Source organism: Dermacoccus abyssi, assembly GCF_003515945.1.
Classification (GTDB): domain Bacteria; phylum Actinomycetota; class Actinomycetes; order Actinomycetales; family Dermatophilaceae; genus Dermacoccus; species Dermacoccus abyssi.
Map to the genome: position 1 here is coordinate 13,628 of NZ_QWLM01000009.1, position 15,279 is coordinate 28,906.

At 69.4% G+C, this 15,279-nt stretch carries 16 protein-coding genes; 11 read left to right on the top strand and 5 right to left on the bottom strand.

All coding sequences use genetic code 11. The features are described from left to right. Positions 1-20 precede the first annotated feature (20 nt). Both D1832_RS08785 and D1832_RS08790 read left to right on the top strand, forming a co-directional pair. The gene (locus tag D1832_RS08785; protein ID WP_047310965.1) at positions 21-251 is read left to right on the top strand and encodes a hypothetical protein; all 231 of its coding nucleotides are present in this window, start codon (positions 21-23) and stop codon (positions 249-251) included. Positions 252-272: 21 nt separating this feature from the next. Continuing rightward, positions 273-1,325: a nitronate monooxygenase gene (locus D1832_RS08790; RefSeq protein WP_118913535.1), complete on the top strand. Its 1,053-nt coding sequence runs from the start codon at positions 273-275 to the stop codon at positions 1,323-1,325. A gap of 209 nt (positions 1,326-1,534) precedes the next feature. On the opposite strand, the gene D1832_RS08795 is transcribed toward D1832_RS08790, so the two are convergent. Then, complete coding sequence (locus tag D1832_RS08795; protein WP_118913536.1) at positions 1,535-2,422, bottom strand: ArgP/LysG family DNA-binding transcriptional regulator; 888 nt, start codon at positions 2,420-2,422, stop codon at positions 1,535-1,537. Between the two features lie 84 nt (positions 2,423-2,506). On the opposite strand from D1832_RS08795, the gene D1832_RS08800 reads away from it, so the two are divergent. From D1832_RS08800 to D1832_RS08810, 3 genes are all read left to right on the top strand, one after another. Continuing rightward, complete coding sequence (locus tag D1832_RS08800) at positions 2,507-3,106, top strand: LysE/ArgO family amino acid transporter (protein ID WP_118913537.1); 600 nt, start codon at positions 2,507-2,509, stop codon at positions 3,104-3,106. A gap of 100 nt (positions 3,107-3,206) precedes the next feature. After that, positions 3,207-3,797 carry an HAD family hydrolase gene (locus tag D1832_RS08805; RefSeq protein ID WP_147362655.1) on the top strand — a complete coding sequence of 197 codons (591 nt, stop codon included), beginning with the start codon at positions 3,207-3,209 and terminating at the stop codon, positions 3,795-3,797. A 95-nt stretch (positions 3,798-3,892) separates the two neighbouring features. Beyond that, a complete protein-coding gene (locus tag D1832_RS08810; protein ID WP_118913539.1) occupies positions 3,893-5,491 on the top strand; it encodes a peptide MFS transporter in 1,599 nt (532 codons plus the stop codon). A gap of 63 nt (positions 5,492-5,554) precedes the next feature. Here D1832_RS08810 and thiD read toward each other — a convergent pair whose 3' ends face one another. Genes thiD through thiM form a run of 3 tightly spaced genes read right to left on the bottom strand, consistent with a single transcriptional unit; the run spans position 5,555 to position 7,925 of the window. Then, positions 5,555-6,364: a bifunctional hydroxymethylpyrimidine kinase/phosphomethylpyrimidine kinase gene (thiD, locus tag D1832_RS08815; protein WP_118913540.1), complete on the bottom strand. Its 810-nt coding sequence runs from the start codon at positions 6,362-6,364 to the stop codon at positions 5,555-5,557. Next, positions 6,361-7,092, bottom strand: coding sequence for a thiamine phosphate synthase (gene thiE / locus D1832_RS08820; RefSeq protein ID WP_118913541.1), 732 nt, complete (start codon positions 7,090-7,092; stop codon positions 6,361-6,363). Before thiE ends, thiD begins: the two co-directional genes overlap by 4 nt. Further along, positions 7,089-7,925 carry a hydroxyethylthiazole kinase gene (gene thiM, locus D1832_RS08825; RefSeq protein ID WP_118913542.1) on the bottom strand — a complete coding sequence of 279 codons (837 nt, stop codon included), beginning with the start codon at positions 7,923-7,925 and terminating at the stop codon, positions 7,089-7,091. Before thiM ends, thiE begins: the two co-directional genes overlap by 4 nt. Before the next feature lie 210 nt (positions 7,926-8,135). Between thiM and D1832_RS08830 the strand changes: the two genes are divergently transcribed. Next, positions 8,136-9,059, top strand: coding sequence for a Dyp-type peroxidase (locus tag D1832_RS08830; RefSeq protein WP_118913543.1), 924 nt, complete (start codon positions 8,136-8,138; stop codon positions 9,057-9,059). Positions 9,060-9,142: 83 nt separating this feature from the next. Here D1832_RS08830 and D1832_RS08835 read toward each other — a convergent pair whose 3' ends face one another. After that, positions 9,143-10,225, bottom strand: a complete 1,083-nt coding sequence (locus D1832_RS08835) for a CPBP family intramembrane glutamic endopeptidase (protein WP_118913544.1) — start codon at positions 10,223-10,225, stop codon at positions 9,143-9,145. A 144-nt stretch (positions 10,226-10,369) separates the two neighbouring features. Between D1832_RS08835 and D1832_RS08840 the strand changes: the two genes are divergently transcribed. The 5 genes from D1832_RS08840 (at position 10,370) to D1832_RS08855 (ending at position 15,264) form a co-directional block, all read left to right on the top strand. Further along, on the top strand, positions 10,370-11,608 hold the full coding sequence (locus D1832_RS08840) for a sensor histidine kinase (RefSeq protein ID WP_118913545.1): 1,239 nt from the start codon (positions 10,370-10,372) through the stop codon (positions 11,606-11,608). Further along, positions 11,596-12,099: a response regulator gene (locus D1832_RS15790; protein ID WP_241510942.1), complete on the top strand. Its 504-nt coding sequence runs from the start codon at positions 11,596-11,598 to the stop codon at positions 12,097-12,099. The genes D1832_RS08840 and D1832_RS15790 overlap by 13 nt, the downstream gene beginning before the upstream one ends. 29 nt (positions 12,100-12,128) lie before the next feature. Next, positions 12,129-12,344, top strand: a complete 216-nt coding sequence (locus tag D1832_RS15795) for a response regulator transcription factor (RefSeq protein ID WP_241510943.1) — start codon at positions 12,129-12,131, stop codon at positions 12,342-12,344. 139 nt (positions 12,345-12,483) lie between these two features. Further along, positions 12,484-14,064 carry an SDR family NAD(P)-dependent oxidoreductase gene (locus D1832_RS08850; RefSeq protein WP_118913546.1) on the top strand — a complete coding sequence of 527 codons (1,581 nt, stop codon included), beginning with the start codon at positions 12,484-12,486 and terminating at the stop codon, positions 14,062-14,064. A gap of 324 nt (positions 14,065-14,388) precedes the next feature. Beyond that, complete coding sequence (locus D1832_RS08855) at positions 14,389-15,264, top strand: SGNH/GDSL hydrolase family protein (protein WP_182434730.1); 876 nt, start codon at positions 14,389-14,391, stop codon at positions 15,262-15,264. Positions 15,265-15,279: the final 15 nt, after the last annotated feature.

The following is a 15,279-nucleotide window of genomic DNA, read 5'->3' on the forward strand; positions in this document are numbered from 1 at the left end:
CGCCCCGACGAGGAGATGGAATGAAGGACAACACCGGTTTGAGCATCGGCTACCGCATGGGCTGGCGCCTCGAGTACATCGGTGTCTCCGTCTTCGGCCCCGCCCAGCACGTGCCCGCGAGCGACCCGAAGCGTCGCCTGCGCCGCGAGCGCGCCCGCCGCGTCATCGCCGCGCACGAGGCGCGCGGCACCACCGCCCCCGAGTGGGTGCACGAGGTGCTCGCCTCCGGCGGCGACAAGCCGAAGCGCTGACCAACCTGGGACACTGAGGGCATGTTCTCGTTCGAAAGTCTTGAACTGCCCGTCGTGGCAGCGCCCATGGCAGGCGGCCCCACGACCACGGAACTCGTCATCGACACCTCGAAGGCCGGTGGCTGGGGCGTGCTCGCCGGGGGCAACAAGGACGTCGACACGATGGCCCGCGAGGTGCGCGACGTGCAGGACGCCGGCGTCGCTGCGGGCGTCAACCTCTTCATCCCCGGCCCGCAGAGCACGGACGCCGAGGCGCTCGCCGGGTTGCGCGAGAAGCTCGGCCCCATCGCCAAGAAGTTCGACGTCGAACTCGGCGAACCCTCCTGGGACGACGACGATTACGGTGCCAAGCTCGACTGGCTCGTCACCCACCCCGTCGACGTCGTCACCTTCACCTTCGGCCTGCCGTCGGCCGAGGACGTCACGGCGCTGCGCGGCGTCGGCACGAGCCTCGGCGCGATGGTCACCTCCCCCGAGGACGCCCGCGCCGCCGTCGAGCGCGGCATGGACTTCCTCATCGTTCAGGGCCCCGACGCCGGCGGCCACCAGAGCACGTTCGACCTCTACGCCGAGCCGAGCGATGTCGCCCTGCCGCAGCTCTTCGACGACGTGCGCGGCGCCGTCGACGTACCGCTGCTCGCAGCCGGTGGCATCGCCACGCCCGCCGACACGCAGGCCGCGCTCGATGCCGGCGCCGTCGCCGTCCAGGCCGGAACGGCCTACCTGCGCTCCTCGTCGGCCGGTTCGTCGCTGACGCACCGTTTGGCCCTCGCCTCCGACGATTTCTCCGGGACCGGCCTGACGCGCGCCTTCTCCGGCCGCTACGCCCGCGGCCTCGCCAACGAGTTCATGGCGATGTTCGACGGAATCACCGCCGTCACGCCGGCCGCCTACCCCGAGGTGAACCGCCTGCTCGCCCCGCTGCGCAAGAAGGCCGCGGAGACCGGCGACCCGCAGTGGACGCACCTGTGGGCCGGCGAGGGCTGGCGCCGCAGCGCCGCCGCTATGCCGGGGCGAGTCATCGAAGGCGACGCCGGGCGCATCACGCGCTGGCTGGCCGGTCGCGAGAGCTGACACAGGCGAAGGCCGCGTCCGGTTCGAGGTGGCAACCTCCGGACGCGGCCTTGGCGCGTGTGCTTGGCAACGAATCGACTCAGAACAGACGGCTCCCCTTCCTCACGGGAGAATGTTCGTGATGAGGTAACCCTAACCTTTGCTTCTGGGCTTTTGGCAATTAGGGCACGCCGAAGTGTCGTAAATGAGATTTCTCGTGCGCGGTCGGGTCATCGCAGAGCGTGGGCGGCGGACGTCACCTCGTCGCTGAGGCGCGCCAGCGACGGAGCGTCGAGGCGCCAGCACTGCCAGTACAAAGGGACGTCGAGCGGTTCGACGCCGGGCACCGGAATCAGCTCGTCGCGCCCGCCGCCCCTCCCGGCGGGGCCTTCCAGACCCTCGGGGATCATGCCCCACCCGAGGCCCGCACGGACGGCGGCCGAGAAGCCCTCCGCCGACGGCACGACGTGTTCCAACGGAGGCTCGCCGAGCCCCCGGCGCCGCAGCACGCCGCGCTGCAGGTCGTCACGATCGTTGAAGCGCACCGTCGGTACTCGCTCCAGTGAGCGCCCGCACGCCTCCCACTGCGAGCGGCGCACCCGCGCGACGTAGCGCATGACGCCCAGCTCTTGAACCGAACACCCCTGCACCGCCACGTCGCTCGCCGTCACGGCGCCGATGACCGAACCGTCGCGCAACAGTTGGGCGGAGTGGTCCTGATCCTCGACGAAGACCCGCAGCCGAGCGTCACCCCATTCGCCGACCGTCTCGAGCACCTCGACGAACCACGTGGCGAGCGAGTCGGCGTTGACGGCGACGGGCAGGTCGACGACGGGGGCACTGACACCACGCTGGCTGCCGCCGCCCCCGAGCGCCCGGACGAGCTCGGCGTCGAGCAGCGCGCGCTGGCGGCCGGTGCGCAGCACGATCTCGCCCACGGGCGTCGGGCGCACCGGTACCGACCGGACGAGAACGATCTGCCCGAGTTCCTGTTCGAGGGCCTTGACCCGCTGCGACACCGCCGACGGCGTGATGCGCAGCGCCGCGGCCGCGCCGTCGAAGGTGCCCTCGTCGACGCAGGCGACAAGGGCCTTGAAGTGGTCGTCGCGCACCCGCATGGCCCCACCGTAGATGAAGCACTGCTTAGGTATCTGTAGAAACATGAACTGTTCTACAGAGGGCGCGATTCCTACGCTCGAGCCATGACGCACCTGCTCACCGGCTTCCTCACGGGCCTCGGCCTCATCGTCGCCATCGGCTCCCAGAACGCCTTCGTCCTGCGCCAGGGCCTGCTGCGTCAGCACGTCACGCTCATCGTCGTCGTCTGCGCACTCGGTGACATCGCGCTCGAACTGGCCGGCGTGCTCGGCATGGGCGCCGTCGTCGAAGCTCACCCGACGGCGATCAAGGCGCTCAAGTGGTTCGGCGCCGCCTACCTCGTCTGGTTCGGCCTCAACGCCCTGCGCAGCGCCCGCCGGGCCAGCTCGCTCAGCCCGGCCGACGCGCCACCGGTGAGCCGGCGCACCGCGGTCCTCACCGTGCTCGGCCTGACGTTCCTCAACCCGCACGCCTACCTCGACACCGTCGTCATGATCGGCTCGCTCGCCAATTCGCGTGGCCCCGAAGGACGTTGGTGGTTCTACGCCGGCTCGGTGGCGGCCAGCATCCTGTGGTTCGCGGCCCTCGGGTACGGCGCCCGCGCGCTCACCCCGCTCGTGCGCAAGGCACGCACCTGGCAGGTCATCGACACCGTTGTCGGCGTCATGATGTTCGGCTTCGCCGGGATGCTCGTCACCACCTGAACACGCACATCCCCTCGGGCGGGAGCAGCGCTTCACCCCTGAGGGCCAGATTCCGCGGCTCGACTAGGAGAATCACACCTCCATCTGTCACGCTGATCAGGTGACCATTTCTGTCTGGTTCGATGGCGACGAAACCCTGTGGGATCGACGGGGATACATGTTGACCGGTTTACTCGAGCAGGGGGCTCGGGCTGGAGGACGCTCCGACGAGCGCGAGCCGGAACTCTTTGCCGATGTCCTGCCCACGATGGTGGGCCTCAGCGAGACGGGCACGGTGAACCTCATCGACTACGCCCCGATGCCCGAGGGGCACGAGTGCCTCCTGCCTCCGTTCAAGGCACGCGTCGACGGTCCGCACGCTCCGAGCAACGCCGCACCCGAACTCCACACCACCGAGAACCACCTCAACTGGATCGAGACGCTCGATCGCATCGAGTCCGTGGTCGCCGAGACCGGCAAGCCCGTCGACCACATCGTGCTCATCAGCAACAACGTCGCAGCCTTCGATCTCGCTGCTGAGCGCGGCTGGCTCACGGTGTGGCTCAACCGTGACCGGGTGGCCAACCTCTCCGACGTCATGCCGAGCGCCGAGATCCACTCGCTGCTCGACCTGCCCGAGGTGCTCGAGGCCATCGAGGAAGCCCGCGCCGCCGTGGCCGACCTGGACCCGGAACCAACGGCGCCCGCCTGATCATCGCAAGACTATGATTAACGGCCGCACCGCCCAGGTGCGGCCGTCGTCATCACCCCGACGACGGTGTCCCCCTACCGAAGGGCGACCCCCTCATGGTCGATTCCTCACGACCACACCAGGACTCACCGGTCGCTGACTCCCCGGCGAACGTCACCGACGTCGACCTCGACGATCCCGCAACGCGGGAGGCCATCTCCGGCGGCCGCACCGAGCCGTCGCTGCCCGACCGCGGATTCCTCGGACATCCTGCCGGGCTCGGGACGCTGTTCAACGCCGAGCTGTGGGAGCGCTTCAGCTACTACGGCATGCGCGCGATCCTCGCGTACTACCTCTACGACACCGCCACGAACGGCGGCCTCGGCGTCGAGCAGTCGATCGCCCTCGCCATCGTCGCGACGTACGGCGCCTCCGTGTACCTGCTCAGCGTGCTCGGCGGCTGGCTCGCCGACCGCGTCATCGGAGCGTTCAAGGCGACCCTGTTCGGCGGCATCGTCATCATGGCGGGCCACATCTTCCTCTCCGTGCCCGCCGAAGCGTTCTCGTGGCTCGGCATCGCCGTCGTCGCGCTCGGAACGGGCCTGCAGAAGGCGTCCGTGTCGTCGGTTGTCGGTCAGCTGTACGACCCCCAGGACGGCCGACGCGACTCCGGCTTCTCGATCTTCTACATGTCGATCAACATCGGCTCCTTCTTCTCGCCTTTCGTCGTCACCTTCCTCAAGGACCGATGGGGTTACCACGCCGGCTTCTCCGCCGCGGCCATCGGCATGGCGCTCGGCCTCATCGGCATGTTCCTCTTCCGCAAGAACCTGCGCGGCGCCGGTTCGCGCCCGACGAACCCGCTGACGCGCGAGGAGATCCCCGGCGTCGTGCGCCTCGTCGGCGGCTCGGCCGTCGTCATCGCCGCCGTGTTCGGCATCAGCTTCGCCGTCTCGGCGGACAACCCGACCGCCATCATCAACGGCGTGACGGCGCTATCGATCATCACCGCGCTCGGCGTCTTCGTCACGATGTTCAAGAGCCCCAAGGTGACGGCGCGCGAACGTTCGCACCTGCAGGCGTACGTGCCCCTGTGGATCGGTGCGGTGCTGTTCTGGATGATCTTCGAGCAGGCCGCGAGCAAGATGGCGGCCTTCGCCGCCGATCGCACCGACCTCGGCGAGGTGTTCGGCATCGGTGTGAGCGCCGAGTTCTTCCAGAGCGTCAACCCGCTCTTCATCGTCCTGCTCGCGCCGGTCACGGCCGCGCTGTGGATGAAGCGCGCCGGACGCTTCCCGGGCACCGGCGCGAAGTTTTCCATCGGCGTGCTCCTCGCCGGCCTGTCGTTCGTCCTCCTCGCCTACTACTCGCACCTGTGGCCGAGCGGCCCGACGGCGCCGATGTGGGCGTTGGCGAGCGTCTTCGTCATCCAGACGATCGGTGAGCTGTGCCTGTCGCCCGTCGGCATCTCTGCGACGTCGAAGCTCGCACCCGCGGCGTTCGCGACGCAGAGCATGGCGCTGTGGTTCCTCGCGTCCGCGGTCGGCCAGTCCGCCGCCGCGCAGGCGATTCGCCTCATGGAGGGCATGGGCGACACGACGTTCTTCCTCACCCTCGGCCTCATCACGGCCGGGTTCTCGCTCGTTCTGATGGCCCTGACGCCGTGGATCGCGCGACACATCAAGGACGTCGACGAGCGCGTCACCACGGCATGACGTGACACGTCCCGTGACGGCACGAACGCCCGGCTCCCTCCTCGGAGTCGGGCGTTCGCCCGTTCACCACCAGGCGTGGAAGTGGTGGACGGGCCCGTGCCCCGTGCCGGCTCCGACATCGAGACGCTCGCTCGCGGCGAGGGCCTGCGTCAGGTAGTCCTTGGCGTCACGGGTCGCTTCCGCCCATCCGTCACGCTGGGGACGCAACGCGGCCATGGCGGCGCTCAGCGTGCAGCCGGTGCCGTGGGTGTTCCGCGTCGCGATGCGCGGCGCCGACAGGCGGGTGACGTCGCCGCCGACGAGGAGGACGTCCTCACTCGAATCGCCCGCCCCGTGACCGCCCTTGAGCATGACGCCCGCCCCCAGTTGCGCCAGCCGTGCGGCGAGATCTTCGGTCGGCTCCGGCGGGGGCTCGGGCAGATCGAGCAGGACCGCGGCCTCGGCGAGGTTCGGCGTGATGACGTCCGCCGTCGGCACGAGACGCGAACGCAGCGCGTCGACGGCGTCCTCGTCGAGCAATCGGTCCCCGCTCGAGGCGACCATGACGGGATCGAGCACGCGCCACGGCACCTCGGGGTGTGCTTCGAGCGCGTCGGCGACGGTCTCGATGACGGCGGCGGAGCCGAGCATCCCGATCTTGATCGCGTCGATGCGTACGTCGGCCAGGAGGTTCTCGATCTGGGTGCGCACCTGGTCGGGCGTCAGCAGACCGACGGCCTCGACACCCTGGGTGTTCTGCGCGACGACCGCCGTGACGACGCCGCAGCCGTAGGCGCCCAGGGCACCGAAGGTCTTGAGGTCGGCCATGATGCCGGCCCCGCCGCTCGGGTCGGTGCCGGCGATCGACAGAACGTTGGGGATGCGCGTCTTCATGCCGGCTCACCCGCCTCGCGAGCCAGCGCCTCGTCGAGCGCAACCCGCAGGTCGCGGGTGGCCGAGGCGGGATCGGGCTGGCCGCAGATCGCCGAGACGACAGCAACACCTCGCGCACCTTCCCGGACGAGGCCGCTGACGTCTGCCTGCTTGACGCCACCGATGACGACAGCCGGAACACCGCCCGCACGGGCCACTGAGACCAGAGCGCCGACGCCGTCGGCACCGAGCGGCTCCGGAGCGTTCGGCTTGGTCGGCGTGGCCCGGTAGGGGCCGATGCCGAGCAGGTCGAGCGTGCCGGGCGGCATCGCGTCCACCGCCCGGATCTCGTCGGCGCGAGAGACCGACCATCCGATGTGGAAGTCGTGGCGCCCGAGGGCCTCGGCGATTCGCCGTGCGGCGACGGGATCGAGATCGCTCTGACCGAGGTGCACGCCCGCGGCACCCGCCGCGAGCGCCACGTCGAGACGGTCGTCGATGACGAGCGGTACGCCGGTCGGCTCGAGCGCCTCGACCAGTTCGGCTGCCAGTGCGGCCAGTTCGCGTGTCGTGGCGTCGTGGTCACGCAGTTGGACGATGTCCGCGCCGTGCTTCGCGGCGGCGAGTGCCGTCTCGACGACGCCCCGTGGGCCGCCACACAGGTGCGTGTCGGTGACGAGATAGAGGCGCGGACACAGGGAGCGCCGCGGGCTGCGCGTCTGGCTCGGGGTCGTGGCGCGCGTCGTCATCGCAGGTCCAGGTTCGCCGTGACGGTCTCGGAGTCGACGCGGGCGAGGGCGTCGAGCAGTTCGACGGCGAAACTGCCGGGGCCGGCCGCCCGGCGTGCGGCCTCCTCGGCCGCGACCGTGAGGGCAGCCGTGGCAGCGGCTGCCGCGAGGTGTGGAGTCCGTGCCACGGGCAGGTAGGCGGCAACGATCGCTCCGAGCGCGCAGCCGACGCCGGTCACCTTCGTCATCAGCTGGTGGCCGCTGGCGATCCGCAGCGTCGGCGACTCGGCGCTGACGACGGCATCGATCTCACCGCTGACCGCGACGACTCCACCCGTGCGCTCGGCCAGGCGGGCGGCCACGTCGAGGGCGGAATCGACATCGTCCCCGGCGTCCACGCCGCGGCCCGCCCCGGTTTCGCCGAAGAGACCGAGCACCTCGGAGGCGTTGCCTCGCACCACGTCGGGGCGGTACTCGAGGAGGTCGCGAGCGAGCTTCGTACGCACCGGCAGGGTGCCAACGGCAACGGGATCGAGGCACCAGGATCGGCCCGCCGCTGCACGCGAGGCGGCCGTCGCGAGCATGGCCTCCACGGTCGCGGCATTGACCGTGCCGACGTTGATGAGCAGGCCGTCGGCGATGCCCGCGAAGATCGGACCCTCCTCGAGCGAATCGACCATGGCGGGCGACGCTCCGACCGCGAGGAGCACGTTCGCCGTGAAACCGGTGACGACCGAGTTCGTCAGGCACTGCGTGAGTGGTGCGGCCACGCGGACGGCGTCGACCACGGCGGCGATCTCGTCGACTTCGGCGCGAGGTCGTGTAGGGGCAGGGGTGTTTCGGGGCGCGATCATCGCGCGTCTCCTTCCTACGCCGGCATTACCCGGATCAGGTGTGCCCACCGATGACGGTGGATCTGGCGGTCGACGCACACTTGGCGTCTCTCAGCTCGAAGGCTCCCGCGGGACGCTCACCAATCTACCGATTCCCCTGGCGCCGCGGGGCGAGGGGGTCGATAGCCTGGAGGCAGACAGGTACACCCCTTCCCAAGGAGTTTGTTGAGCATGCCCCAGGCCCAGACCGGCATCTTCGTCGAAGGTGCGACGTCGAGCGAGTACATCGAGTTCGACGTCGCGCCCGGTTCGCTCACCTCGCTCTCGCAGCTGCTGCCGCTCTTCGAGGCCGAGCAGGACGACGTGGGCGTCAACTTCGTCGTCGGTGTGCGCCCCTCGCTCATGAAGGAGATCTCGCCGAAGCACACGCCCGAGAACGTGCACGACTTCGCCGACGACGTCGTCGGAGCCGACGGTTACGTCATCCCCGCGACGCAGCGCGACCTCGTCTTCTGGGTGTTCGGCGGTGCGCGCGACAAGGTGTTCGACGCGACGCGTCAGCTGCTTGCCATCGCGCGCGAGATAGTGCCGGGTATCCGCGTCGTCGACGAGACGGAGGGCTGGGTCTACCAGACGAACCGTGACCTCACGGGGTTCGTCGACGGCACCGAGAACCCCACGACGATCGAGCAGTACGACGAGGCCGTCGTCGCGGACGGCAAGCCCGGCGAGGGCTCGAGCGTGCTGCTGCTGCAGAAGTGGCCGCACAAGCAGAAGGCCTGGGAGTCGCTCTCCACCGAGGAGCAGGAGGGCGTCATCGGCCGTACGAAGGTCGACTCCGTCGAGCTCGAGGACAAGCCGGAGACGAGCCACGCAGAGCGCACCGACCAGGACGACTTCGGCCACATCGTGCGCCGCAACATGCCCTACGGCGACGTCAGCTCGCACGGCACGATGTTCGTCGGGTTCGCGTGCGAGCAGAAGCGTCTGCACGACATGCTCGAGTCGATGGCCGGCGTCGGCGACTACCCGCGCGACGCCCTGACGAAGTACTCGAACGCCGAGACCGGTTCGTACTACGTCATCCCCCGGTGGACGCGTTCAAGGGCTGACGCTCCGCCGCCACGCATGCCGAGCGGCCGTAGCCAACTTTGACGTTGGCTACGGCCGTTGCGGTTGGTGACGTTGCACCGTCACCAACCGCAGCAAACGTCACCGGCTGGGGACGTGCCTCGGCGTCAGACGGCCCTCGTCAGGGCGGGACGGACGACGGGCTGGAAGCGCGTCAGGCCGTACTCGCGGTCGACGAAGCGGCTCATCCAGACGGTGAGGACGAGCGTGGTGACGGCCGACCAGACGACGAACCACAACTCCGTCTCACCCTGCGCGAGGGCGTCCGGGACGAACGGCGTGATGAGCCCGATGAACAGGTTGTTCGACACGTGCAGCAGCACCGGCAGCTCAAGTCCGCCGGACTTCCACGCAAGGTAGGCGGTACACACGGCGAAGAGGGCGATGTCGACGAGACCGACCGCGTCGTACCCGTGCAGCACGGTGAACAGGGGCGCGGCCACGAGCACGCCCCACACCGGCGAACGAAGCCAGGTTCCGATCATCTGCGGGAGCAATCCGCGGAAGACGTACTCCTCCGCGGCGGCCTGCAGCGGCACGAGAACGACGGCGAAGAGGAGGATCCACAGCGTCGTCGACCGCGTGGTCGTCGTGAGGGTGTCCGCGTCGAAGAGGAAGATCGGCGCGAGGACGGCCACTGCGGAGACGGGCACGACGACGCGGGCTGCGCGCGCCATGAACTCCCAGCGGTAATGGCCGAACACCGAGTGGATCGTGCCGCGTCGGCCACCGACGCGGACAGCCACCCACACGACCGGCAGGAAGAGCGCGACGGAGAGGAACCCGTAGAAGAAGTCAGCCGGATTGCGTGAGTCCCCGAGGTCTTCGGTGGGTCGACGCAGTTCCGGGAAGATCGCGTGGACCGCGAAGGCAAGGCCCGTGGCCACGGCTGCGACGACGAGCGTCGTGGCGACGAACATGACCAGCATGACGAGCGGCCGCCACCACCGCCCGGAACGCGGGGTGACGTGGGCGAGCCGGTGGTAAGGCAGGTTCGCCCAGCGAGGCTCTGTGCTGGAAGCCGCCATAGCCTCGTCGGGAGCCTGGGTCGTCGGCAGAACCGGTTGCGTCGGAGCCCCCGCATCGAGGCCGACCGGGCGAACCGGCAGGGTGTTCGTGTGCGGCTCGTCGTGCCCGACGCCCACCGGCGTCGTGTGCTGCGGCTGTGGCTGCGTCTCGTCTCGTTCCATGCCTCAACCCTCGTCGTTCGAGCATGCCCGACGCATCGGCCCAGGGCATGGTCGTCGAGGTTCATTCTTTCGGCTGACGTACCGCGTCAGGGAGCGACCTTCGGCCGATACCGTCATCCCTTCGCGCGTTCCTACGATGGCGGTATGCCACTTTCCGCCGGCACATCGCTGGCCACCTCGAACAACGAACGCCTCGCCGGCCCGCGGCGCTGGCGTCCGTTCGCGGTGAGCGCGGCCTGTTTCGTCCTCGGCGTCGTGATCTTCGGCATCCAGATCGAAACGCTCGAGGAGGACGGTCTTTCCTCCTACGAGAACGGGCTGCTCCTCTGGGATTTCCTCGTCGGCTTCGTCGCGGTGATCGCTGTGGGCCCGATGTCTCGCGCGGGGCGGTGGAACTACCTGCTCCTGCTCGCCTCCGCCGTCAGCGCGTTCGCGACACCCGCAGCGATGGTCGCCGTCGTCCGACTCGGTGGGCTGCGCCGTCGCCGGGACGACGTCGCGGTGCTCGCTCTTCTCGTCGCGACGGGTCTTGTCCAGACGGCACTGACCGAGCAGCGGCTGTCCCTCGACTGGTCGACCCTCCTGTGGTCGCTCATCATGGTGCCGATCGGCTATGCCTTCCTCGCCTGGGGACGTTCGCGGGCCGAGCGGGCGGAGTTGCTCGCGTCGTGGAAGGCGCAGGCCATCGCCGCCCAGCGCGAGCGTGCGGCCATCGAACGCGAACACGCTGCCCTGGCCCGCTCGAAGCAGATCGACGCGGAGCGTGCCCGTTCGGAGGAACGCACCGCCATCGCGCGCGACATGCACGACAGCCTTTCGCACCACCTCTCCCTCATCGCGATGCACGCCGGCGCGCTCGCCTACCGTGAGGACCTCTCGCCGGAACAGATGCGCGCCACCGCCCGCACCCTGCGTGACGCCGCAGGAACTGCGAACACCGAGCTGCGCGAGGTGCTCTCCGCGCTGCGCAGCCCCACACCCGACGCGCGGCCCCTCCCGTCGGCTCGTGATGTCCTCACGCTCGTCGAGGACGCTCGTGCGCAGGGCCGCCTCGTCACCGTCAATTTCGAGGGCCTGGAGGAGACCGACCTCGGGACGCTGACCGGCACCAACGGCGCGGCAGTGCACCGCATCGTCAGTGAACTCGTCGTCAACGCGGGCAAACACGCTCCCGACGCTCCGCTCGCGCTCACGTTCCGCCGTGACGAGGACGCGTTGGTCGTCGTGAGCACCAACCCCACGGCCGCGTCGTCGGAGGCCCTGAGCACCGGTCTCGGACTCGTCGGGGTGGGCGAGCGGGTGCGTCTGCTCGGTGGCACGATGAACCGACGCGAGACACCCGGCTACTTCACTGTGGAGGTGGGCATTCCGTGGCGCAGCTGACCGACCCCGACGCCCGCGTTCGCGTGCTCGTCGCCGACGACGAGAACCTCATGCGTGCCGGGCTGCGGCTCATGATCGACGGCGCTCGCGGCATCGAGGTCGTGGGCGAAGCCGCCGACGGTGCCGAAGCCGTCACGCTCACGCGTGAACTCGACCCGGACGTCGTCCTCATGGACGTTCGCATGCCGCGTATGAACGGGCTCGACGCCACCCGGGCGCTCGCCGACGAAGGGGCACGGGCGCGCGTCGTCGTCCTCACCGCGTTCGACACCGACGACTACCTGCTCGACGCGCTGCGCGGCGGGGCGGTGTCGTTCCTGCTCAAGGACTCTCCCCCGGAGGCCGTCGTCGAAGCCGTGCTCGACGCAGCCCGAGGTGGCGCTCGGTTCTCGCCGTCGGTGCTGACGCGGCTCGTGCGGTTGGCTGCGGGCCGGCCGCGGGTGCTGCTTCTGCGCCGAGTGACGACATCGGGCTGGGCGGCGGTTCGGTAGGTGAATCAGGCCCCGGAGCGCCGTCAGCGGTGCCATCGCCTGCGGCAGCGCCGGCCGGCGTCACGGAGCGCGAGTGGGAGGTGGCCCAGCTCATCGCCCAGGGCCTGACGAACGCCGAAATCGCTCAGCAGCTCTACCTCAGCATGCCGACGATCAAGACCCACACGAGCCGACTGTTCGACAAGCTCGGCGTGACGAACCGCGTCCAGTTGGCCATCCGGGTGCTCGAGCTGTCCGAAACGTAGCCAACCTCGACGTTGGCCACGTTTCTTGCGGTTGGTGACGGTGCAACGTAGCCAACCGCAACGAACGTCACCGGCTGGGTCCACCGCTGGGGTGGCCCCTCACCACCCCGCCTACACTTGCCGGGTGGATTCGGACGACATGGCAGCCCCTGAGCACGTGCACGAAGAGGCGCTGACGCCCGAGCAGGAGCAGCTGTTCGCCGAGACCGCGATCGACGCCCACGAGATGGCGACGACGTTGCGCGTCCTCGGCATGCTGCACGAACTGCCGGCGGGCCACCCCGACATCCAGCGGGTCAAGCGCGCCACCGGCACGATGTACAAGCGGGTACGCAAGGCGCGGCGCAACGAGGCGCGCGAGGCCGAGCTCGGGCCCTTGCGCGCCCACGACACGAAGGTGCTCGAGTCCACGGCTACCGGTTCGCCGCTTCGGATCGACGACGAGACGAAGGGCATCCCCCTGACGTCGAGCACGGTCGGCGACATCGCAGGCGAGCTGCACACGCCGCGCGGTTGCTACATCTGCCACGAGAAGTACACGACCGTCGACGCGTTCTACCACTGGCTCTGCCCGAAGTGCGCGGCGATGAGCCACGCCAAGCGTCACCAGCGCGTCGACCTCACGGGCAAGCGCGCGCTGCTGACGGGCGGGCGCGCCAAGATCGGCATGTACATCGCACTCATGCTGCTGCGTGACGGCGCGCACCTGACGATCACGACGCGCTTCCCGCGTGACGCGGCCCGCCGGTTCGCGGAACTCGCCGACTCGCCGGAGTGGATCGACCGGCTCAAGATCGTCGGCATCGACCTGCGCGACCCGACGCAGGTCATCGCCCTGGCCGACGAGGTGGCCGAGGCGGGGCCGCTCGACATTCTCATCAACAACGCGGCGCAGACGGTGCGGCGCACGCCCGGGGCGTACTCGAACCTCGTCGCGGGTGAGGAGCTGCCGCTGCCGCGCGACATCGCGTTGCCGCAGATCGTGCAGTTCGATCGCATCAGCGACGCGCACCCGGCCAACCTCGCGGGCACGCTCGCGGCGCACAAGCACACGCATGCGGCGGACGACGAGAACCATGACGAGGCGGGAGCCCGGGCGTCCGAGCTTGAGGCGCAGTCGGCGGCGGCGACGACGTCGCTCGCCCTGTCGGCCGGGCACGCGAGTCTCGATGCGTACCAGGCGGGTACGGCCGTCGACGCGGGCGGGTTGTTGCCGGACACGCAGCGCGTCAACAGCTGGAAGCAGAAGGTCGAGGAGGTCGACCCGCTCGAGCTTCTCGAGGTGCAGCTGTGCAACTCGACGGCGCCCTTCCTGCTCGTGAGCCGGCTGCGGCCGTCGATGCGTCAGGCGGTGAAGAACGGTGCGCGGCGGGCGTACGTCGTCAACGTCTCGGCGATGGAGGGACAGTTCTCGCGCCGCTACAAGGGGCCCGGACACCCGCACACGAACATGGCGAAGGCGGCGCTCAACATGATGACGCGCACGTCGGCGGGCGAGATGTTCACGACCGACAAGATCCTCATGACGGCGGTCGACACGGGCTGGATCACCGACGAGCGCCCGCACCACGAGAAGCTGCGCATCGCTGAGGAGGGCTGGCACGCGCCGCTCGACCTCGTCGACGGCGCCGCCCGCGTCTACGACCCGATCGTCATGGGCGAGAACGGAATCGACCAGTACGGCATCTTCCTCAAGGACTTCGCCGAGCACCCTTGGTGACGCCGACGTGCGGCCGGACTCCATCGGCTGGCTTCGTGACGCTGCCATCGGCTCATGGGGCGATCTGTGTCAGATCAGACGGTCGCCAGATCATTTCTAAGTGAGCGGTCCCAAGCAGTCTTTGTAACTTCAGGGCCCTAAAGTCACAAAGACTGGCGGCGGTTCGCGTCGCAGAGCCCCCTAGCCCGGGCAACGTCGCCGCGACGCGTGCGCGGCACTCATCGGGTGAGGTAGCTCACCCTCAGGTCACAGCGACCTAACGGTTCGGTGAACGGATCGCGTCGGCGTGGCGTCGCCCGCGTGAAATCGGCAACCATGGGCGCCATGCGAGACCTCTCCGCCGAACGCCGCTCGTCCGGGCTCGCCCGCACGATCCGACGCGCACGCGAACGGGCCTCCTCCCCCGCCCCCGGCTGTTCGTTGCCGACGATGTTCCTGCGCGCGCCGGTGCTCTACGTCCAGGGCCGCGCGGCCAAGCGCGACATCGCGCGCCTTACCGGCGCCACCGCACGCGAGGGCGTCGCGAGCACGGTGCCCGACGCCGCGCACACCGAGGAGCACGACGAACATCACCTCGTCGTCCTCGGCGACAGCGTGGCCGACGGCGTCGGCATCGAACACCACCGCGACAGCATCGCGGGCCGCCTCGCCTGCCGCATGTCGGAGCGCTTCGAGCACCCCGTCGCCTGGCACGTCATCGCCCGCTCCGGTGCCGACGCCCACGACGTCGCGCTCCTCGCCGGCACCGACGCCGCCCGCAACGAGCTCGCGCGCGCGGACGCCGTCGTCATCAGCGTCGGCGTCAACGACGTCAAGAACCTGCGCACCGAGGACGCCTGGCGCACCAGCCTGAGCGCGCTGCTCGACACGATCACCGAGGTGAACCCGCTCGTGCAGGTCGTCGTGCTCGGCGTGCCGCCGATCCAGGAGTTCCCCTCGATGCCGACGTTCCTCGGCCACACCCTCGGCGAACGCGCGCTGCGCTTCGACGCCGTCGCTGCCGACGTCATCGACACGTACCCCAACGTGCAGCACTACCTGCTCACCGACTCGGGACTGCTCGAGAAGGGCAAGGCCTTCGCCGAGGACGGTTTCCACCCCTCCGCGTGGCTGCACAAGAAGCTGGCCAAACGCCTCGACGCCCTCATCGCCGAACCCAAGCGACCCACCGACACGCACCTGCTCACCGAAGCGAGCTGAGCCGCCGGGGAATGC